General features: G+C 54.4%; 20 protein-coding genes. All 20 read left to right on the forward strand.

All coding sequences use genetic code 11. The annotated features are described in order from the left end of the window. The first annotated feature begins 100 nt into the window (after positions 1-100). The 20 genes from ACOCF6_RS01895 (at position 101) to ACOCF6_RS01990 (ending at position 12,886) form a co-directional block, all read left to right on the forward strand. The gene (locus ACOCF6_RS01895) at positions 101-430 is read left to right on the forward strand and encodes a hypothetical protein (RefSeq protein ID WP_482458691.1); all 330 of its coding nucleotides are present in this window, start codon (positions 101-103) and stop codon (positions 428-430) included. Next, entirely contained in the window at positions 424-1,044 is a 621-nt protein-coding gene (locus ACOCF6_RS01900; RefSeq protein ID WP_482458692.1) for a hypothetical protein, read from the forward strand. Before ACOCF6_RS01895 ends, ACOCF6_RS01900 begins: the two co-directional genes overlap by 7 nt. Positions 1,045-1,055: 11 nt before the next feature. Continuing rightward, positions 1,056-1,331, forward strand: coding sequence for a hypothetical protein (locus tag ACOCF6_RS01905; RefSeq protein ID WP_482458693.1), 276 nt, complete (start codon positions 1,056-1,058; stop codon positions 1,329-1,331). 19 nt (positions 1,332-1,350) lie between these two features. Beyond that, a complete protein-coding gene (locus ACOCF6_RS01910; RefSeq protein WP_482458694.1) occupies positions 1,351-1,869 on the forward strand; it encodes a hypothetical protein in 519 nt (172 codons plus the stop codon). Between the two features lie 10 nt (positions 1,870-1,879). Beyond that, positions 1,880-3,730 (forward strand): hypothetical protein, encoded by a 1,851-nt coding sequence (locus tag ACOCF6_RS01915; protein WP_482458695.1) that lies wholly within the window; start codon positions 1,880-1,882, stop codon positions 3,728-3,730. Positions 3,731-3,747: 17 nt separating this feature from the next. Then, positions 3,748-4,491 (forward strand): hypothetical protein, encoded by a 744-nt coding sequence (locus ACOCF6_RS01920; RefSeq protein WP_482458696.1) that lies wholly within the window; start codon positions 3,748-3,750, stop codon positions 4,489-4,491. 46 nt (positions 4,492-4,537) lie between these two features. Beyond that, on the forward strand, positions 4,538-4,792 hold the full coding sequence (locus ACOCF6_RS01925; RefSeq protein ID WP_482458697.1) for a hypothetical protein: 255 nt from the start codon (positions 4,538-4,540) through the stop codon (positions 4,790-4,792). A 218-nt stretch (positions 4,793-5,010) separates the two neighbouring features. Next, a complete protein-coding gene (locus ACOCF6_RS01930) occupies positions 5,011-5,442 on the forward strand; it encodes a hypothetical protein (protein ID WP_482458698.1) in 432 nt (143 codons plus the stop codon). Continuing rightward, positions 5,439-6,260, forward strand: a complete 822-nt coding sequence (locus ACOCF6_RS01935; RefSeq protein ID WP_482458699.1) for a hypothetical protein — start codon at positions 5,439-5,441, stop codon at positions 6,258-6,260. Before ACOCF6_RS01930 ends, ACOCF6_RS01935 begins: the two co-directional genes overlap by 4 nt. Then, the gene (locus ACOCF6_RS01940; RefSeq protein WP_482458700.1) at positions 6,232-6,630 is read left to right on the forward strand and encodes a hypothetical protein; all 399 of its coding nucleotides are present in this window, start codon (positions 6,232-6,234) and stop codon (positions 6,628-6,630) included. The genes ACOCF6_RS01935 and ACOCF6_RS01940 overlap by 29 nt, the downstream gene beginning before the upstream one ends. Beyond that, on the forward strand, positions 6,627-6,893 hold the full coding sequence (locus tag ACOCF6_RS01945) for a hypothetical protein (RefSeq protein ID WP_482458701.1): 267 nt from the start codon (positions 6,627-6,629) through the stop codon (positions 6,891-6,893). The genes ACOCF6_RS01940 and ACOCF6_RS01945 overlap by 4 nt, the downstream gene beginning before the upstream one ends. Before the next feature lie 361 nt (positions 6,894-7,254). Then, the gene (locus ACOCF6_RS01950) at positions 7,255-7,590 is read left to right on the forward strand and encodes a hypothetical protein (protein ID WP_482458702.1); all 336 of its coding nucleotides are present in this window, start codon (positions 7,255-7,257) and stop codon (positions 7,588-7,590) included. 23 nt (positions 7,591-7,613) lie between these two features. Further along, the gene (locus tag ACOCF6_RS01955) at positions 7,614-8,264 is read left to right on the forward strand and encodes a hypothetical protein (protein WP_482458703.1); all 651 of its coding nucleotides are present in this window, start codon (positions 7,614-7,616) and stop codon (positions 8,262-8,264) included. An 11-nt stretch (positions 8,265-8,275) separates the two neighbouring features. Further along, positions 8,276-8,533, forward strand: a complete 258-nt coding sequence (locus tag ACOCF6_RS01960) for a hypothetical protein (RefSeq protein ID WP_482458704.1) — start codon at positions 8,276-8,278, stop codon at positions 8,531-8,533. Positions 8,534-8,621: 88 nt separating this feature from the next. Then, positions 8,622-9,116 carry a PRTRC system protein E gene (locus ACOCF6_RS01965; RefSeq protein ID WP_482458705.1) on the forward strand — a complete coding sequence of 165 codons (495 nt, stop codon included), beginning with the start codon at positions 8,622-8,624 and terminating at the stop codon, positions 9,114-9,116. A 47-nt stretch (positions 9,117-9,163) separates the two neighbouring features. Continuing rightward, a complete protein-coding gene (locus tag ACOCF6_RS01970; RefSeq protein ID WP_482458706.1) occupies positions 9,164-9,373 on the forward strand; it encodes a PRTRC system protein C in 210 nt (69 codons plus the stop codon). A 94-nt stretch (positions 9,374-9,467) separates the two neighbouring features. After that, a complete protein-coding gene (locus ACOCF6_RS01975; protein ID WP_482458707.1) occupies positions 9,468-10,598 on the forward strand; it encodes a PRTRC system protein F in 1,131 nt (376 codons plus the stop codon). Between the two features lies 1 nt (position 10,599). After that, entirely contained in the window at positions 10,600-11,331 is a 732-nt protein-coding gene (locus ACOCF6_RS01980; protein WP_482458708.1) for a PRTRC system protein B, read from the forward strand. Further along, complete coding sequence (locus tag ACOCF6_RS01985) at positions 11,328-11,957, forward strand: PRTRC system protein A (protein ID WP_482458709.1); 630 nt, start codon at positions 11,328-11,330, stop codon at positions 11,955-11,957. Before ACOCF6_RS01980 ends, ACOCF6_RS01985 begins: the two co-directional genes overlap by 4 nt. A gap of 107 nt (positions 11,958-12,064) precedes the next feature. After that, positions 12,065-12,886 carry a PRTRC system ThiF family protein gene (locus ACOCF6_RS01990; protein ID WP_482458710.1) on the forward strand — a complete coding sequence of 274 codons (822 nt, stop codon included), beginning with the start codon at positions 12,065-12,067 and terminating at the stop codon, positions 12,884-12,886. Positions 12,887-12,902: the final 16 nt, after the last annotated feature.

Here is a 12,902-nt window from a genome sequence, read left to right on the forward strand (position 1 = left end):
GCCGCTTCCAGTGATTGGAGGCGGCTTTTTTCTATCTCCTATTGACAATATAACACAGTAAATGCTATATTATATATCATTGAAGTACACGGAGGTGCTTATGACAAACACTATCGAAACCAAGGAATTTGGTCGTTATCGCGTCCGTCTCGTCCTGCACCACCCGGTCGGGTATCGAGTGATGATCACCGACATAGAGAAGTGCGACCGCATCGTGGTCAAGATAGAAGCCCAGGATGGCGCCCGTTGCTTCGCCAGCGTGACACAGAAGACCATCGACACCCTCACGGCAATCGTTGAGGCCGGCGATGGGAGTGAAAAGGTCAAACACTCCTTTGCCCGGTCGATCAAGAACTACATCTACGGCACCATAGATATGATCTCTGAAAAAGTCTGGTTCAACCCGCACGCGGCAGAAACGACATGCTGATACTTGTCTCCGGGGCCACCCCTACAGTTAGGAAATACATCGGTCACCCGAACCTCGGCCAGCTTTTGACGCCTCACGATGGTGGTAAAAATCTACCGGGTCTGACCTTTGCGGCCGACAACGCTGCCTATAGCGATTGGGATGAAACCGCTTTCATCCGTATGCTTGACCGGCTGAAGGGGACGAATCCCCTGTTTGTGACTGCACCGGATTACGTCGGTTCGGCTCGCATAACCAGCGAGTTGTTCAACCAATGGGCTCCCGAGATAGAGAAGCGCAACCTCCCGATCGGTTACGTGCTGCAGGACGGTCAGGCCGCCTCGACGGTCCCCTGGGATTCGATAAACGCCATCTTCATTGGCGGAAGCACGGAGTTCAAATTTAACGATCACGTCCGTTACCTGATCAGCAGGGCTCAGAAGAAGGGCATCTGGGTTCACATGGGGAGAGTAAACACCCTGGGCCGTTTGCAGAAGGCTCTTGAGTTTGGCTGTGACTCGGTTGACGGCACCGGATTCTCGCGCTTCGCTGAACTGAAACTCTCACGGGCGCTTCGCTACCTGGAAACCGCTCAGTACGGTCTGGACTTCGACAGTTACAAATTTGCCGCCTAACGGAGGTGCTTATGGCTGGTCTATACGACAATGAACAACGGATTTATGTAGAACTACCTGAACTTGAACAAGGTGACTGGTTCCTCGACGAAGACAGGATACTGTACATATACCCGACCGACGGAGGCGACGAACACGCTCCGGATAACGAGATCAACGACGCGCTCCTATCACTCTACAGGCTCAAAAACGGCCCCTCTGACAAGGATCTTGAAATACTGGGGCTTACCCGTGTCCCGGCTTTCCTCAAGCGATTCTCGCCAAGCCAGGGCTACTTCACGGCATAAATCAGGACCTGAGAAGATAATGAAGAACTTCGCACTCAAGAAAAGCCCATATATCCCCTGCCCGGTCGGGCGGCCGATGTTCGATATCGGCCATCCAACCTGCAGGAGCTGCCCGATCGAGTGCAGGGAGCGCCACGGCAAGAAACCGGTGGAACCGAAAGAGCGCCAGAACATCTCTGTTCATGTCGACGGCAACAGGCTGATAACCACTCTGTATCTTGATTCACTCAATGCCTGGAACAACAAACCCAGGTACATCTACTCCAACATTCGTAATCGCTGGTCCAAGGTGCTTCACAACGCGGTCTACATCTGGGGCCGGCCAGAAGGTAAAAGAGTCTTGCTGGTGAGACGTCTGGTAAGGAACAAGCGATGCCTCATTCTCGACCGGGACAACCTCATCGGTTCACTGAAGCCGGTCAAGGACGTGCTCACTCGCTGCCAAGTGCTTATCGACGACAGCGACGAGTTTCTCGACTTCACAGTCGAGCAGGACGTAGACGCCGAAAACCCCCGTACCGAGATCATTCTTACATGAGGAGACCTGTATGAACACAAAACCTGACTCAGGAATCTCCTTTACGACCCTTGACCGCATCGCAGCCGAACTGGCAGCTTTCCGCAAGGACGGGAACTCCCGCGACTCACTGGTGCTGTTTGACTCACGCGACCACGGAAATTATGGGGACTATTACGCTGCCGATACATCGAAAATGCTCCGCAAGCACGACCCGACCGGCCTGGCTGACGGACTGCTGCTGAACGAGAAGATCGAGGCCACTATCAACGGGTCGAAAGTCCATCTCTCCAAGGTGTTGCGTGAGGATGGGTATATTGGCAAGCTCTCCAAAATCCTCGAACTCAAGCGGGATCTCATGGCCATGATCGCCGGCCCGATGTCCACCTTGACCGAGTACCTCAGCTCCTGCCTGCAGGGCATCAACCCCGACCTCCCGGCACCGACCTCCCGTGAAGTGGCTCTTTGCCTGCGGGACGCCATTTACTGCATCGACAAGGGCATGAACCTGCGCTGGCTGCAATGCGACAAAACAGAGATGCCGCCGCATCTGCCCATCTGCCCGGTCATCAACCAGTACCCGAACATCGTGGCATTCACTGACGACCTGCGGGCCTCTCTCCCGTTCGGGGCTCACCTGGCAAGGATCGGCCAGAGGTACACCGCCATCGGCCTGAAGCACATGGGAAGAATCGCCTTCATGTCCTCGCTGTCCGTCAATGTGCATACCGGCGTGATGGAGGAGCAGCTGGTGGGCGGCAACAACATCACCGAGCCGCTGGACATAGACCACGCAGTCGCCAGGTACCCGCAGTGGGTCACAACGCAGCGGGGGAACTCCACCCGTTCCATAGGAGACGAGATCATTGTCACCGGCCGGGACACCCACACGATCGACCACATCTCGATGCTGCCGACCGACCGCCTGATCTGGTTGGCGATGGCCGTCGAGATGGCGAGCCAGCAGATGGCCTCCACCGTACCTGCTACGATCGCACTGGCCGAGTCGGTGACCCGGGCGCTGCCTGAACATTCATCGGCGAACCTCCCGATGGTCATCACCCCCAACTGGACAGCGGAGGACCTGACGGTCGAAGGAGTTTTCGATTCACTCGGGTTCATCGACTGGGAGCGCAGGTTCCTCGCCCAGGCACTGCAGGGCATGACGGTCAAACACTTCATGCCGGAAGGGCCGACGCAAGGCTTGATGCTCGACACCAGGGAACTGGTGGAGTGGCCGGCGCAGTTCGACAGCCGCTTCAGTTACAGTGACGCGACCAGGATCAAGGAGAACGGCGTCCAGCTCATCAGCGTATCGTCCTCATGGGTCGGCACCAAAGAGGAAATCGACAAGGCCCGGCGCACGATCTTTGCCCATAACCTCGCCGCCTTCCTGATGGGGTGGGGCAATCGCCGGTTTCTGGAGGAGTCCACCAGGATCAAGCCGTGGTTCGACAAGCATCTGACTGCGAACATCGCGGCCGCATTGCATCACCCTTGCGTGATAGCCCGCGACAAGGGGTTTTCGGTCTCCGGCGCCCTTCACCTCTACACCCAGAGCCCGAAACACAGGACGTACAACCCCCGCTGCTTCTTTGACAAGAGCGCGAAAAGCGCGGTCATCCAGGTGGCCCACATCTTCCCGCGATCATCGACCGACCTGCTGGAGATACTCGGCTTGACGCGTGAAAGCCAGCTGCCGGACTTCCTGCGCTACTGGCGGCGAGACCTCGGCTGGACGACCGTGGAGAAGGGCAACCAGTACAACATTCATGACCGGTGGTGCTTCTCCAAGCATGCTTTCCGGCAAACTGGCAGGTGCAGGATACTTGAGGCGACCGTATGCCTCGGGATGGGTCATGCCCTTGAATCCAAAGACTGACACTACAAGGAGACTCTATGAAGAAAATGATCACCAAAGTAACAGTAACGGGCGCAGATGACAGCGTTTACCCTCACAAACTCTATGAATTGGCGGTTGAATTCCCTTTTGTGGAGTTCGGCATCCTGCTCTCCCGCAATGCGATGGGGAACACCCGGTTCCCTTCACGCGACTGGTTGGTTTCCCTTGTTGAATGTTGCGCCGGGAGGGGCATGAATTTCAGCGGTCACATCTGCGGGTCGTGGGTCAAAGAGATCCTCATGGGCGCATGGCCGAAGAGGGACTTCCTCAATATCCACAGCGATTTCTTGTACCCGGACATGTTCCAGCGGTTCCAGATCAACACGCACGCCCGGGTGCACCAGGCCAGTCTCGGGAGGCTGGCAGAGGTCGTGCGAGATCTGGGGACGAACGGGCAATCCATAATCTTCCAATACGATAACGTCAATACCGCTCTGATTGAACATTCTCACGCCGCCGGCTGCAAGAACATCTCCGCGCTGTTCGACATGTCCCATGGAGCGGGGATCCTGCCTGACGCATGGCCCAAACCACTGCATGAGATCCCCTGCGGCTACGCGGGTGGTCTTTCGCCGGAAAATGTAACCGGCCAGTTGACAATCCTGGAGCAGGTCGTGGGGGACACCCCGATCTGGATCGATGCAGAAACCAGACTACGATCGTCCGATGACCTCAACTTCGATCTCGGGAAGGTACGTGCCTTCCTCGAAGCCGTACGCCCCTGGGTGATCCAGCTGTAAACGAACGTGAAAAGCGACGTTCACCGTTGCTATATGAGGTTGGACTATGACCGAGAAAACTTTGCGCAGAAATGCTGGCCACCCGTGGGATGGCCGACCGGGTTATGATGGCCTGGATGTCCTTGCCGACACACCTGCAGAACTCAAATTCTTCATCGAGACGGCCAAAAGGAAGCACTGGTGTGTCTGGATGGAAGGGACAGTTGGTGGCCGGCGCCCGAAAGGAAGGCCAGCCGCGTATCTCTACAAACCGCACCTGGCAAAAGCCCCGTGGACAGACAATATTTCCTTGCGGGGATGAAAGGAACACCATGATAAAGCCGATCCCTTTGTTCAAACGCGGTGACAGGGTCCAGTACAAACATAACAGCGAACAGCGCCTGTTTCGGGTGACGTCCTCAAGGTGGTTAAACGAACACCAGGCCTGGTCGTACTGTCTTGCCGGCGTGAGCGGTCCTGAATTCGAGAACAACCTTAAAATGTGCAGTGATCTTGTTGCACCCTGACAGGAGGCTCCCCATGAGCTACCAATTTGTATATTCCGACGCCGGCCGATCGGGCAGCAAGCGTAAACGCCAAAAGAACGACTGTTCGGTCCGTGCCCTGGCATTGGCCCGGGGGATGCGGTATGACGAAGCCTATGACCTGCTGGCAGAGGCGGGACGCAGGTGCAGCAGCAGATTCGATTTCTCTGCATGGATCGATCGGCAACCCTTTGCCAGGAAGATATCGTTCCCTGCCGTCAAGGGACAACCCAGGATGAATCCGGTGGACTTCGCCAGGTTATTCCCCGAGGGTACCTACATAGTAAAAGTGTCCAAGCATGTCCTCCTGTTCAGGGATGGGGTCGCTTTTGACGATTTCAAGGTAGGTGACGGTCGGTGTATTTACGCTGCCTGGGAAATAGACCAGGCGACCTCCGGTGTGGACCAAAAAGGTGGCAAGCCATGACTGAAGATAAAAGGGAATTCGACTCAGAGCGGTCTGGATTCGGCACGCTGGAATGGTCCGAGCATTCTGAAAATGTCTGCAAAGGCTGTTCGCATCTGTGCCTTTACTGCTTCGCCGCCCACAATGCCGCTCGTTTCAAGTGGAGGCCAAGAGAGGAATGGGGCAGGGAGGAGTTGACCAAAAAGGCTCTGCGAACCTCGTACCCGAAGCGAAACGGCCAAATCATGTTCCCCACGACCCATGACATCACCCTGGGCACCCTCGAAGCCTCAACGAGGTTTCTCAAGTTGATGCTGGCTGCCGGCAACCAGGTGTTGATCGTCAGCAAGCCGCATCTCGAATGTGTTCAACACCTCTGTGCGGAACTTTCTGCTTTCCGAAACCAGATTATGTTCCGCTTCACTATCGGATCGATGGATTCGGGAGTGACCTCCTTTTGGGAACCTTGTGCGCCACTACCGGCCGAAAGACTCGAATCCTTGCAGCACGCTTACACATCCGGGTACCGGACATCGGTCTCATGCGAACCGCTCCTGGGCGGCCTTGCAACAGCTCAAGCCATCCTTGCACATGTCCGCCCGTTTGTTACTGACTCCGTCTGGATTGGAAAAATGAACCGGATCCGCTCAAGAGTCGACATAAGCGACCCGGCCATTGAAAAGCAGGTGGCCGCAATCGAGTCAGAACAGACTGACGCCAGGATCATAGCCATGCACGAACTGTTGAAGTCTGATCCGCTAATCTATTGGAAAGATAGCATAAAGAAGGTTGTCACCAAGGAGGCCTCGCTTGGACAAGAGAGAAAAGAAACAATTTGACGCAATCATGGCCCTTGCTGCAACAATACCGGCCGAGAAAAGCCTTCTGCGTGACCTCCATGTCAGGAACGTTGTAAGTCTGCTTGAGAGGGCAGATAAGGCAGAGTGGGATGACTTCCTCGCCCAGGCAAGCGACCCCGAACTGCTTCACTTCCTATCGGAAGCGTCCTTGAGTGGACCGCTTTCGCTTGAGTATTACAAAATCTACATGACCTTGTTCCGATCCACATTCGCAGATATCGTGGATATCCCTGAAGACATCCGTCGGGACGGTGCTGCTCTTGACTCGTACCACCTGGGTCTGTTATCAAGGTTGCGCCGATCTGTGAGAGCCGGGCAGACAAAAGCGCTTAGAGGAGTCTGTCAGTGACACATAAATATGCCATAACCAGATATATCATGACGGACCGGCATGAACAGGGATGCGACTGCGGCCAGTGCGAACCCCTGACTGGACGCTGCTCCGTTGTTGGCATCTTCGCTGCCAAGGGCACCGATGATGAATCCGTGGAAAACGCGGTCCTCTCCGACGATCCGGTCGAGCGAGTGTTCGCCAGTTCGCCTAATGAGGCCCGTGAAGCCGCCAGAGTCAGGCTGCTCGAACTTGGGTATGAGTTCCTGGGCGACATCTGATGATGACGCCTCTCTGCCTTTAACACCCGCTTAATTCAGTCTTCCCGTCCACAGATGGCCATCGCTATCAGGGAAGATCTGCCGCCGACAGGCTATACGGCAATGACGCAGGAATGAACGGCTGGAAACGCCTGGATCGCTGCCACGAAGCAACACACCCCCAACCGCCACCATCCCCCCAACCTACTCGAAACCCCTCCCTCTCTGTCTGGACACATCGCCATTTTTGCCGCGTAAGCAATATCGACCGGCCCTCGGGGGTTGCAGGGGATGTAATGCCCTCGTTTTCCTTGTACCTCATTGACAACATAGCACAATCAATGCTATATTATAAACATTACAGAGAAGGACAGGAGTCTTTATGCCAAAAGCCGATAAGCTGACGATTCTATCTCACCAGTTTTTAACAGAAGGCGAAAAGATTGTAGACCCATTCATAGTGGCCACCCCGGTGCCCTATGTGGTGGACCTGGGAGGATACACAGCGGCGGAACGTGAAGAGCACATCAGGAGTCTGCTTGCCAGCGTGCATTACCTTCGTGAGATCATCACAACCCTCGGCTATACCGAACAGGAAGCGTATGAAAGGGGGTTCAGTCTGAACAGGATCACCTGGGAAACTCTCTACTCCGAAGTCATAAACCGCCAGAACTTTGAACTCGGCAGGATCATGCGGGAAAAGTACGGCGAATTTTAACTCGAACACTCAAGGAGGTCGCCATGACCCAACTCTCATTGATCGACGAACCAACACCGCCACAACCAGACCCAACACCTGCACCTCCCGCTAAAATCCATGTCGGTTCAGGTATGCAGACTTACCGGCGCAACGTCTGGAATTTTGCTGCACAAAAGAACCTTGCGGCTAACCCGGACCTGGCACAGAAGGTAGTCCTCAGTTTCATCCTGTCCGGCAAAGCGAGCCACATCAAGGATTATAAAATCACCCCATTCTACGAAAAGATTACAGCGGACAAGGTGGACTCTTCATCTTGCAATCGTGGAGATCGCCTGCCCCATATCTTCGCTGTCGTGGATTGCCTGGATAAGGCCGCCGAAACTAAACTCATCACGGCAATGGCTCTGGTCCTGATGCCGGATGTCGGCGAACCGGAAGTGAAAACGACGCTTCAATACCTCGGCATCGAACTGGCTGACTACTGGAAGATCGACTCGGAGTTCCTGGCGCTTCTCACCAAGGCGGAGATCGTGGCCATTGCAAAGGAGTTCGGCGTGGATCGCCACATGATCGGTTCGTTCTCCCGATTGTCCGTCGGGAAAAAGGACGAGTTTATCAAGGCCATCATCAATTCCGGTTTCGACTTCACTGGCAAAATCCCCGCTTTCATGCAATTCAACGACAACGAGTAAGGGAGGGGATTATGGGTGACATGGGCGATGTTTTCAGGGCGATGCGGGCAGACAAACAGGAGCGCCACGCCGCCAACCGTATCGAACGTGCTGAAATCTTGAGAAAGGCAGACGTCCGGTTTGAAACCCGCAACGATGGGGCGCACCTGATCGTAGAAGGGCAGGGCGGGAAGATAGACTTCTGGCCTGGAACCGGCAAATGGATTGCCAGAAACGGAAAAAACGGCAGGGGCATCAACTCCCTGTTGGCCGCAACAATAAGAGACTGATTATTTTTGTATTCTATTGACAAAATAGCACAAACAATGCTTATTATATATATAGCATGACGGAACAAAAAACATTCGGAGGTGGCCTATGTTCTTTACTCAACTCGCAAAGCTGACCGCAACTTCACAGATCAAAATCCTGATGACAGGCGTAGCCGGTGGCAAGATCAACCTCATTATCGACCCCCGCCCCCTTGGCGATGCCAAGAGCGCACCGCCGCTCGCTCCTATGACTTTCACAGCCACGCCCGAAGAGTTGGATGCCGAACTCCCCGCGCTGTTGGCGAACTATGCCGACCGGACAGTCTCGATGTTTGCACAATTCGAGACGCAGATGCTCGAAATCGAGCAGAACGCCGCCACCAAGGTTGCCGAAAAGAAGGCCGAAGCTACCAAGAAAACCGCACCCGCCGCCCGCACAATCGCTACGAAGGCGGCAACAGTCAAACCCGCCAGCACTTCCGGTGAAGAAGAAGGCGATGATGAGGAAACGGGCGGGGAATCGGCCAATGAGCAGGTCGTGGAAAAACCCGCCGTGAAAAGTGCCGCCGAACAGCAGACCAGTCTGCTGGAACTGTTCTAATGGCCTGACACCCTGTTCCCCACGATCAAATTTCAAGGAGGCCGACTATGACTATAGAATCCGCAACACTCGCAAGGCAGTTCAAATTCGGGAGCATGGTGGTCAATGACCCCGACCCCTCCCTTTCCCCCCTCGCCGTGAGGGATTTGCTCTCCGGTGCTTATCCCGAAATTACGGCTTCCGAGGTTGACGAAGGAGTAGTAAAGAACGGCGCTCTGGTATTTACCCTCAGCAAGCCTGTAGGTACTAAGGGATGAGCCGCCTGACCCTTTTCCGCGAGAGGTTGGAACGGGTCGTAGGGGGAACGGAAGTGGCGTTTGGTGGGGCAGTAAACGTAGAGGAGGTCAAGCCATGTATATCGAACCTGCAAAAGTTCATCAAGTCAGAAGCCGGAAAGCAAAACAGACGGTTCATACCGCCGTCGCACAGCCTGCCGCCGCTCCCCTGACCAGACCTTCGTTCGGACTCTCCCTGCCGAAGTTGCCCTCATCCATCCCTGCATCGCACACCGTCCAGGCAGGGGCGCTCGAATCATGCCTCGACCTGCTGACCTTCATTGACGCAGGTCTGGTCTTGGAAACCGACATACCGGAGGCGTGGAACTGCAACGACATGATCTTTCAGTCCGTCCTTGACCGCTTTACCGCAAAACACAGCGATGCTCTCTCAATTTTCGATATGAAGGTCATCTATTCCGAGAGTCTTGACGACCTTATCACCGACGAGGAAGTTGAGAAAAACGACCTTATCAAGATTTGCGGCGGCGACCCCGAACAAAGAACCATCAACTTCGGCATCTTCACTAACTCCTGGAACGAAATATTCATCGGCAAGAAGATCGAGGAGTTGGAAAAGAAAATCCCAGGTTTCGGGCGTACCGTCATCGGCCTTATTACGAGAGCCACTTGTGAGAAGTCCATGTATTGCGTGACCCCTCAAGAAACCTACGGAATGTGCTCGATGAACTACTGGATGGGCGACGAGGACGAAAGCTCTATCCTTGGAGAGATGATCGGTGAGATGGATGCAGAGGAATTTGAGGAACAGTCGCTGGACGTATTCAAGAAAAGCGACCTCTACGCACACATGCCGGAATGGGCGGTTGAATACGGTTCGCTGATGAGCATGGAGCAAATACGGGAGCTGACCACCCATAAGGATGAATTCGTCGCACAGGTTGCATCAGCCCTGCTCACGATCTACGAGAAAGACAAGGAAAAAGACCACCATTCAGTCGGCATCTCTATGAACCATGCTTCTCCGGCCTTGCTGATCCGTTGGAATGACCTGGACGCCACGACACAGATATATGACGATTATTACCGTTACATCTGCGAGTCGGATTGCGTCAACGAAATCCACCGCTATTTCATCTCGAACAACGACCCAGAACAGCTCAAATCCCTATTCGATGCACTTGACAACTACATCAATTACACCGCCTCGGTAGAGAAACTTCTCCGGTTGGTGATGGAGGTCTGATATGCCGATAACTTCATCCGTACATTCCGCTTCTTCGGAAACAATGAAACTGACCAGAGCGATTTTGTTTTATCAAGGGGCGCAGCAGTCGTATGCGACGGTCAACGATGTCATCGCTATGGAAGACGGCACACAGGCTCTCGGCGCTGGCATCCCCGCCACTATCGAGTCAGTCGGTGAACTGGCGGCACTCCTTGTAAACAATATCAAAATGGGTGGTTTCCTGCCCGAAACTGTCTTGAGCGTGACTCCCAACACGGTGACGTGGTGGTGCAAGCCTTCCGTCCGGCAGATTTATTTCAACTGCGCCGACGAGAAAATCGGGAAGCGTACCGCAAAAGTTCCATGCCCAGGTCTGGTGTTCAGGGTAGGTGAAAAGGGTTGGTCGGTGTTCGCCGTCAAGGGCAACTCCCGACCGACACCCGAAACCAAACTGTATCAGGCTCCCTTCTTCAACGTGTGGAGCAACGGGTCTATCTGCACAGGGAACGTCCTCGTCCCCGATTCAGCCTCGCAGGAGAGCATTACCGAATGGGAACGGGCGTTTTTCATGTCTTATTTTTCTCATCCGAACGTCCACGCTCCTCAAAAACTCGTTCATAGCAAAAAAGGTTCATTCGGTTTCTGGAAGGATATGCTGGATGGGGTTCATAACACGTTTCCCGCCTCCGCACTCGTGGAGACGGGCGTTACCCTTCTTGAGTACCTTGAAGGCTCTCAGGAGGCCAGATGAATCCTCACGATCTGTTCCTTCAACAGCAAGTCCCGACCGTCATGGTTCCGAAGCATGAACCGCTGGCTCCGCTTGTCGGCAACTGTCACAGGCTGCTCATCGCTTCAAATGGCGTGTTCCTTGAGGCCAGACGGAGTTGGATGCACGTTATCAAGCGGGTGGCCGGATATGAGGTGCCACTTCCGATTCCCTACGGTGAGGTAGAGGAGGTTACTGAGCTGTTCATGGACTTCCCTCTGCACCTCGTCCGTGAATTTTTCTTTGACGCACTTGATAAGCATCCTAACGAGTGTTCCGGGTGGGTCATCCTCGACACGGAGACAGGGGCGTTCCGCTACCAGTTGCTTGAGGAGATAGTTGCTACTGGCGAATACCTTGAAGTCCACCGCCCGGTGCTGCCGGACAACGAGATTCTTGTAATTGATTTGCACAGCCACGGCTACCACCATGCCGGGTTCAGTGACCTTGATGATGCAGATGATTTTGGCGAATACAAGATTTCCGGTGTGATCGGTTCTCTTGGTGCCGCCCAGGACGAAAGTGCTTCCTTCAGGCTGTGCGTCGGTGGTCTTTATATCCCCCTCTCTTTCAATCCCGAACAGCTCTTTAGCCGACACAACCTTTGACCGCCAACAACAGCAAATAAATACTATATCCAGCCTAGTGCAATATTGACAACATAACATAAACAATGCTATATTATAAGCACGTTGAACGCACCAGGGGGTGAACCATGAAACACATAGTCCAGCCAGGTCTTTTGACCAATAAATGCTCAGTCGTGCTGATCGGTTGCGGGGGAACGGGTTCACAAGTCCTCTCCGGCCTCGCCCGACTTCACCTCTCCCTGGTTGCCCTTGGACATCCAGGCTTCGACCTTGAGGTTTACGACCCCGACACAGTGAGCATCAGCAATGTTGGTCGTCAGTTGTTCGCACAGAGCGATGTCGGCCTGAACAAAGCCATCGTGCTGGTGAGCAGGCTCAACATGTATTACGGGTTGGATTGGAAAGCCATCCCTACAAAGTTCGGGCCAGGGTCACGTCCGAACGAGAATATCTACATTTCCTGCGTCGATACCAAAGAGGGTCGCCGGGATATTCACAACTTCTTCGCACAAAGGGCCAATTACGGTTCAACTCCCTATTGGCTCGACTGTGGTAACCGCATGAAGGACGGCCAGGTCTGTATCGGCCAGCCGAAGTTCAGCGACACCCCGTCAAAAGGCAAGAGTCATAACCCTATGCGTCTGCCTACCATCACGGAACTTTACCCCGAAATCATGGATGCTTCGATACCTGAACCAGAAGACATGCCTACCTGCTCATTGGCAGAAGCCCTTGAGAAGCAGGACTTGTTCATCTGCCAGACAGTCGCCACCCTTGCTTTACAGCTATTGTGGGGCTTGTTCAGGAATGGCGGCCTCGACTTCTCGGCGCAGTTCATCAACCTGCAATCAGGTCGCGTCACGCCGCTTCCCTGTGACCCTGCCGCATGGAAACGGTTTGGGGTGAAGAGGTCTGCACCTGCCAAAAAACGTCTGCCGCGTGAGTAATCCCTTCGTCCCGAAA

The sequence above is a fragment of the Geobacter psychrophilus genome (genome assembly GCF_056821595.1).

Coding starts and splice junctions, on each gene's coding strand:
- ACOCF6_RS01900 (WP_482458692.1), top strand. CDS start 424: ATGCTGATACTTGTCTCCGGGGCCACCCCTACAGTTAGGAAATACATC.
- ACOCF6_RS01975 (WP_482458707.1), top strand. CDS start 9,468: ATGTATATCGAACCTGCAAAAGTTCATCAAGTCAGAAGCCGGAAAGCA.
- ACOCF6_RS01965 (WP_482458705.1), top strand. CDS start 8,622: ATGTTCTTTACTCAACTCGCAAAGCTGACCGCAACTTCACAGATCAAA.
- ACOCF6_RS01990 (WP_482458710.1), top strand. CDS start 12,065: ATGAAACACATAGTCCAGCCAGGTCTTTTGACCAATAAATGCTCAGTC.
- ACOCF6_RS01930 (WP_482458698.1), top strand. CDS start 5,011: ATGAGCTACCAATTTGTATATTCCGACGCCGGCCGATCGGGCAGCAAG.
- ACOCF6_RS01950 (WP_482458702.1), top strand. CDS start 7,255: ATGCCAAAAGCCGATAAGCTGACGATTCTATCTCACCAGTTTTTAACA.
- ACOCF6_RS01985 (WP_482458709.1), top strand. CDS start 11,328: ATGAATCCTCACGATCTGTTCCTTCAACAGCAAGTCCCGACCGTCATG.
- ACOCF6_RS01980 (WP_482458708.1), top strand. CDS start 10,600: ATGCCGATAACTTCATCCGTACATTCCGCTTCTTCGGAAACAATGAAA.
- ACOCF6_RS01955 (WP_482458703.1), top strand. CDS start 7,614: ATGACCCAACTCTCATTGATCGACGAACCAACACCGCCACAACCAGAC.
- ACOCF6_RS01970 (WP_482458706.1), top strand. CDS start 9,164: ATGACTATAGAATCCGCAACACTCGCAAGGCAGTTCAAATTCGGGAGC.
- ACOCF6_RS01960 (WP_482458704.1), top strand. CDS start 8,276: ATGGGTGACATGGGCGATGTTTTCAGGGCGATGCGGGCAGACAAACAG.
- ACOCF6_RS01905 (WP_482458693.1), top strand. CDS start 1,056: ATGGCTGGTCTATACGACAATGAACAACGGATTTATGTAGAACTACCT.
- ACOCF6_RS01895 (WP_482458691.1), top strand. CDS start 101: ATGACAAACACTATCGAAACCAAGGAATTTGGTCGTTATCGCGTCCGT.
- ACOCF6_RS01925 (WP_482458697.1), top strand. CDS start 4,538: ATGACCGAGAAAACTTTGCGCAGAAATGCTGGCCACCCGTGGGATGGC.
- ACOCF6_RS01920 (WP_482458696.1), top strand. CDS start 3,748: ATGAAGAAAATGATCACCAAAGTAACAGTAACGGGCGCAGATGACAGC.
- ACOCF6_RS01910 (WP_482458694.1), top strand. CDS start 1,351: ATGAAGAACTTCGCACTCAAGAAAAGCCCATATATCCCCTGCCCGGTC.
- ACOCF6_RS01915 (WP_482458695.1), top strand. CDS start 1,880: ATGAACACAAAACCTGACTCAGGAATCTCCTTTACGACCCTTGACCGC.
- ACOCF6_RS01935 (WP_482458699.1), top strand. CDS start 5,439: ATGACTGAAGATAAAAGGGAATTCGACTCAGAGCGGTCTGGATTCGGC.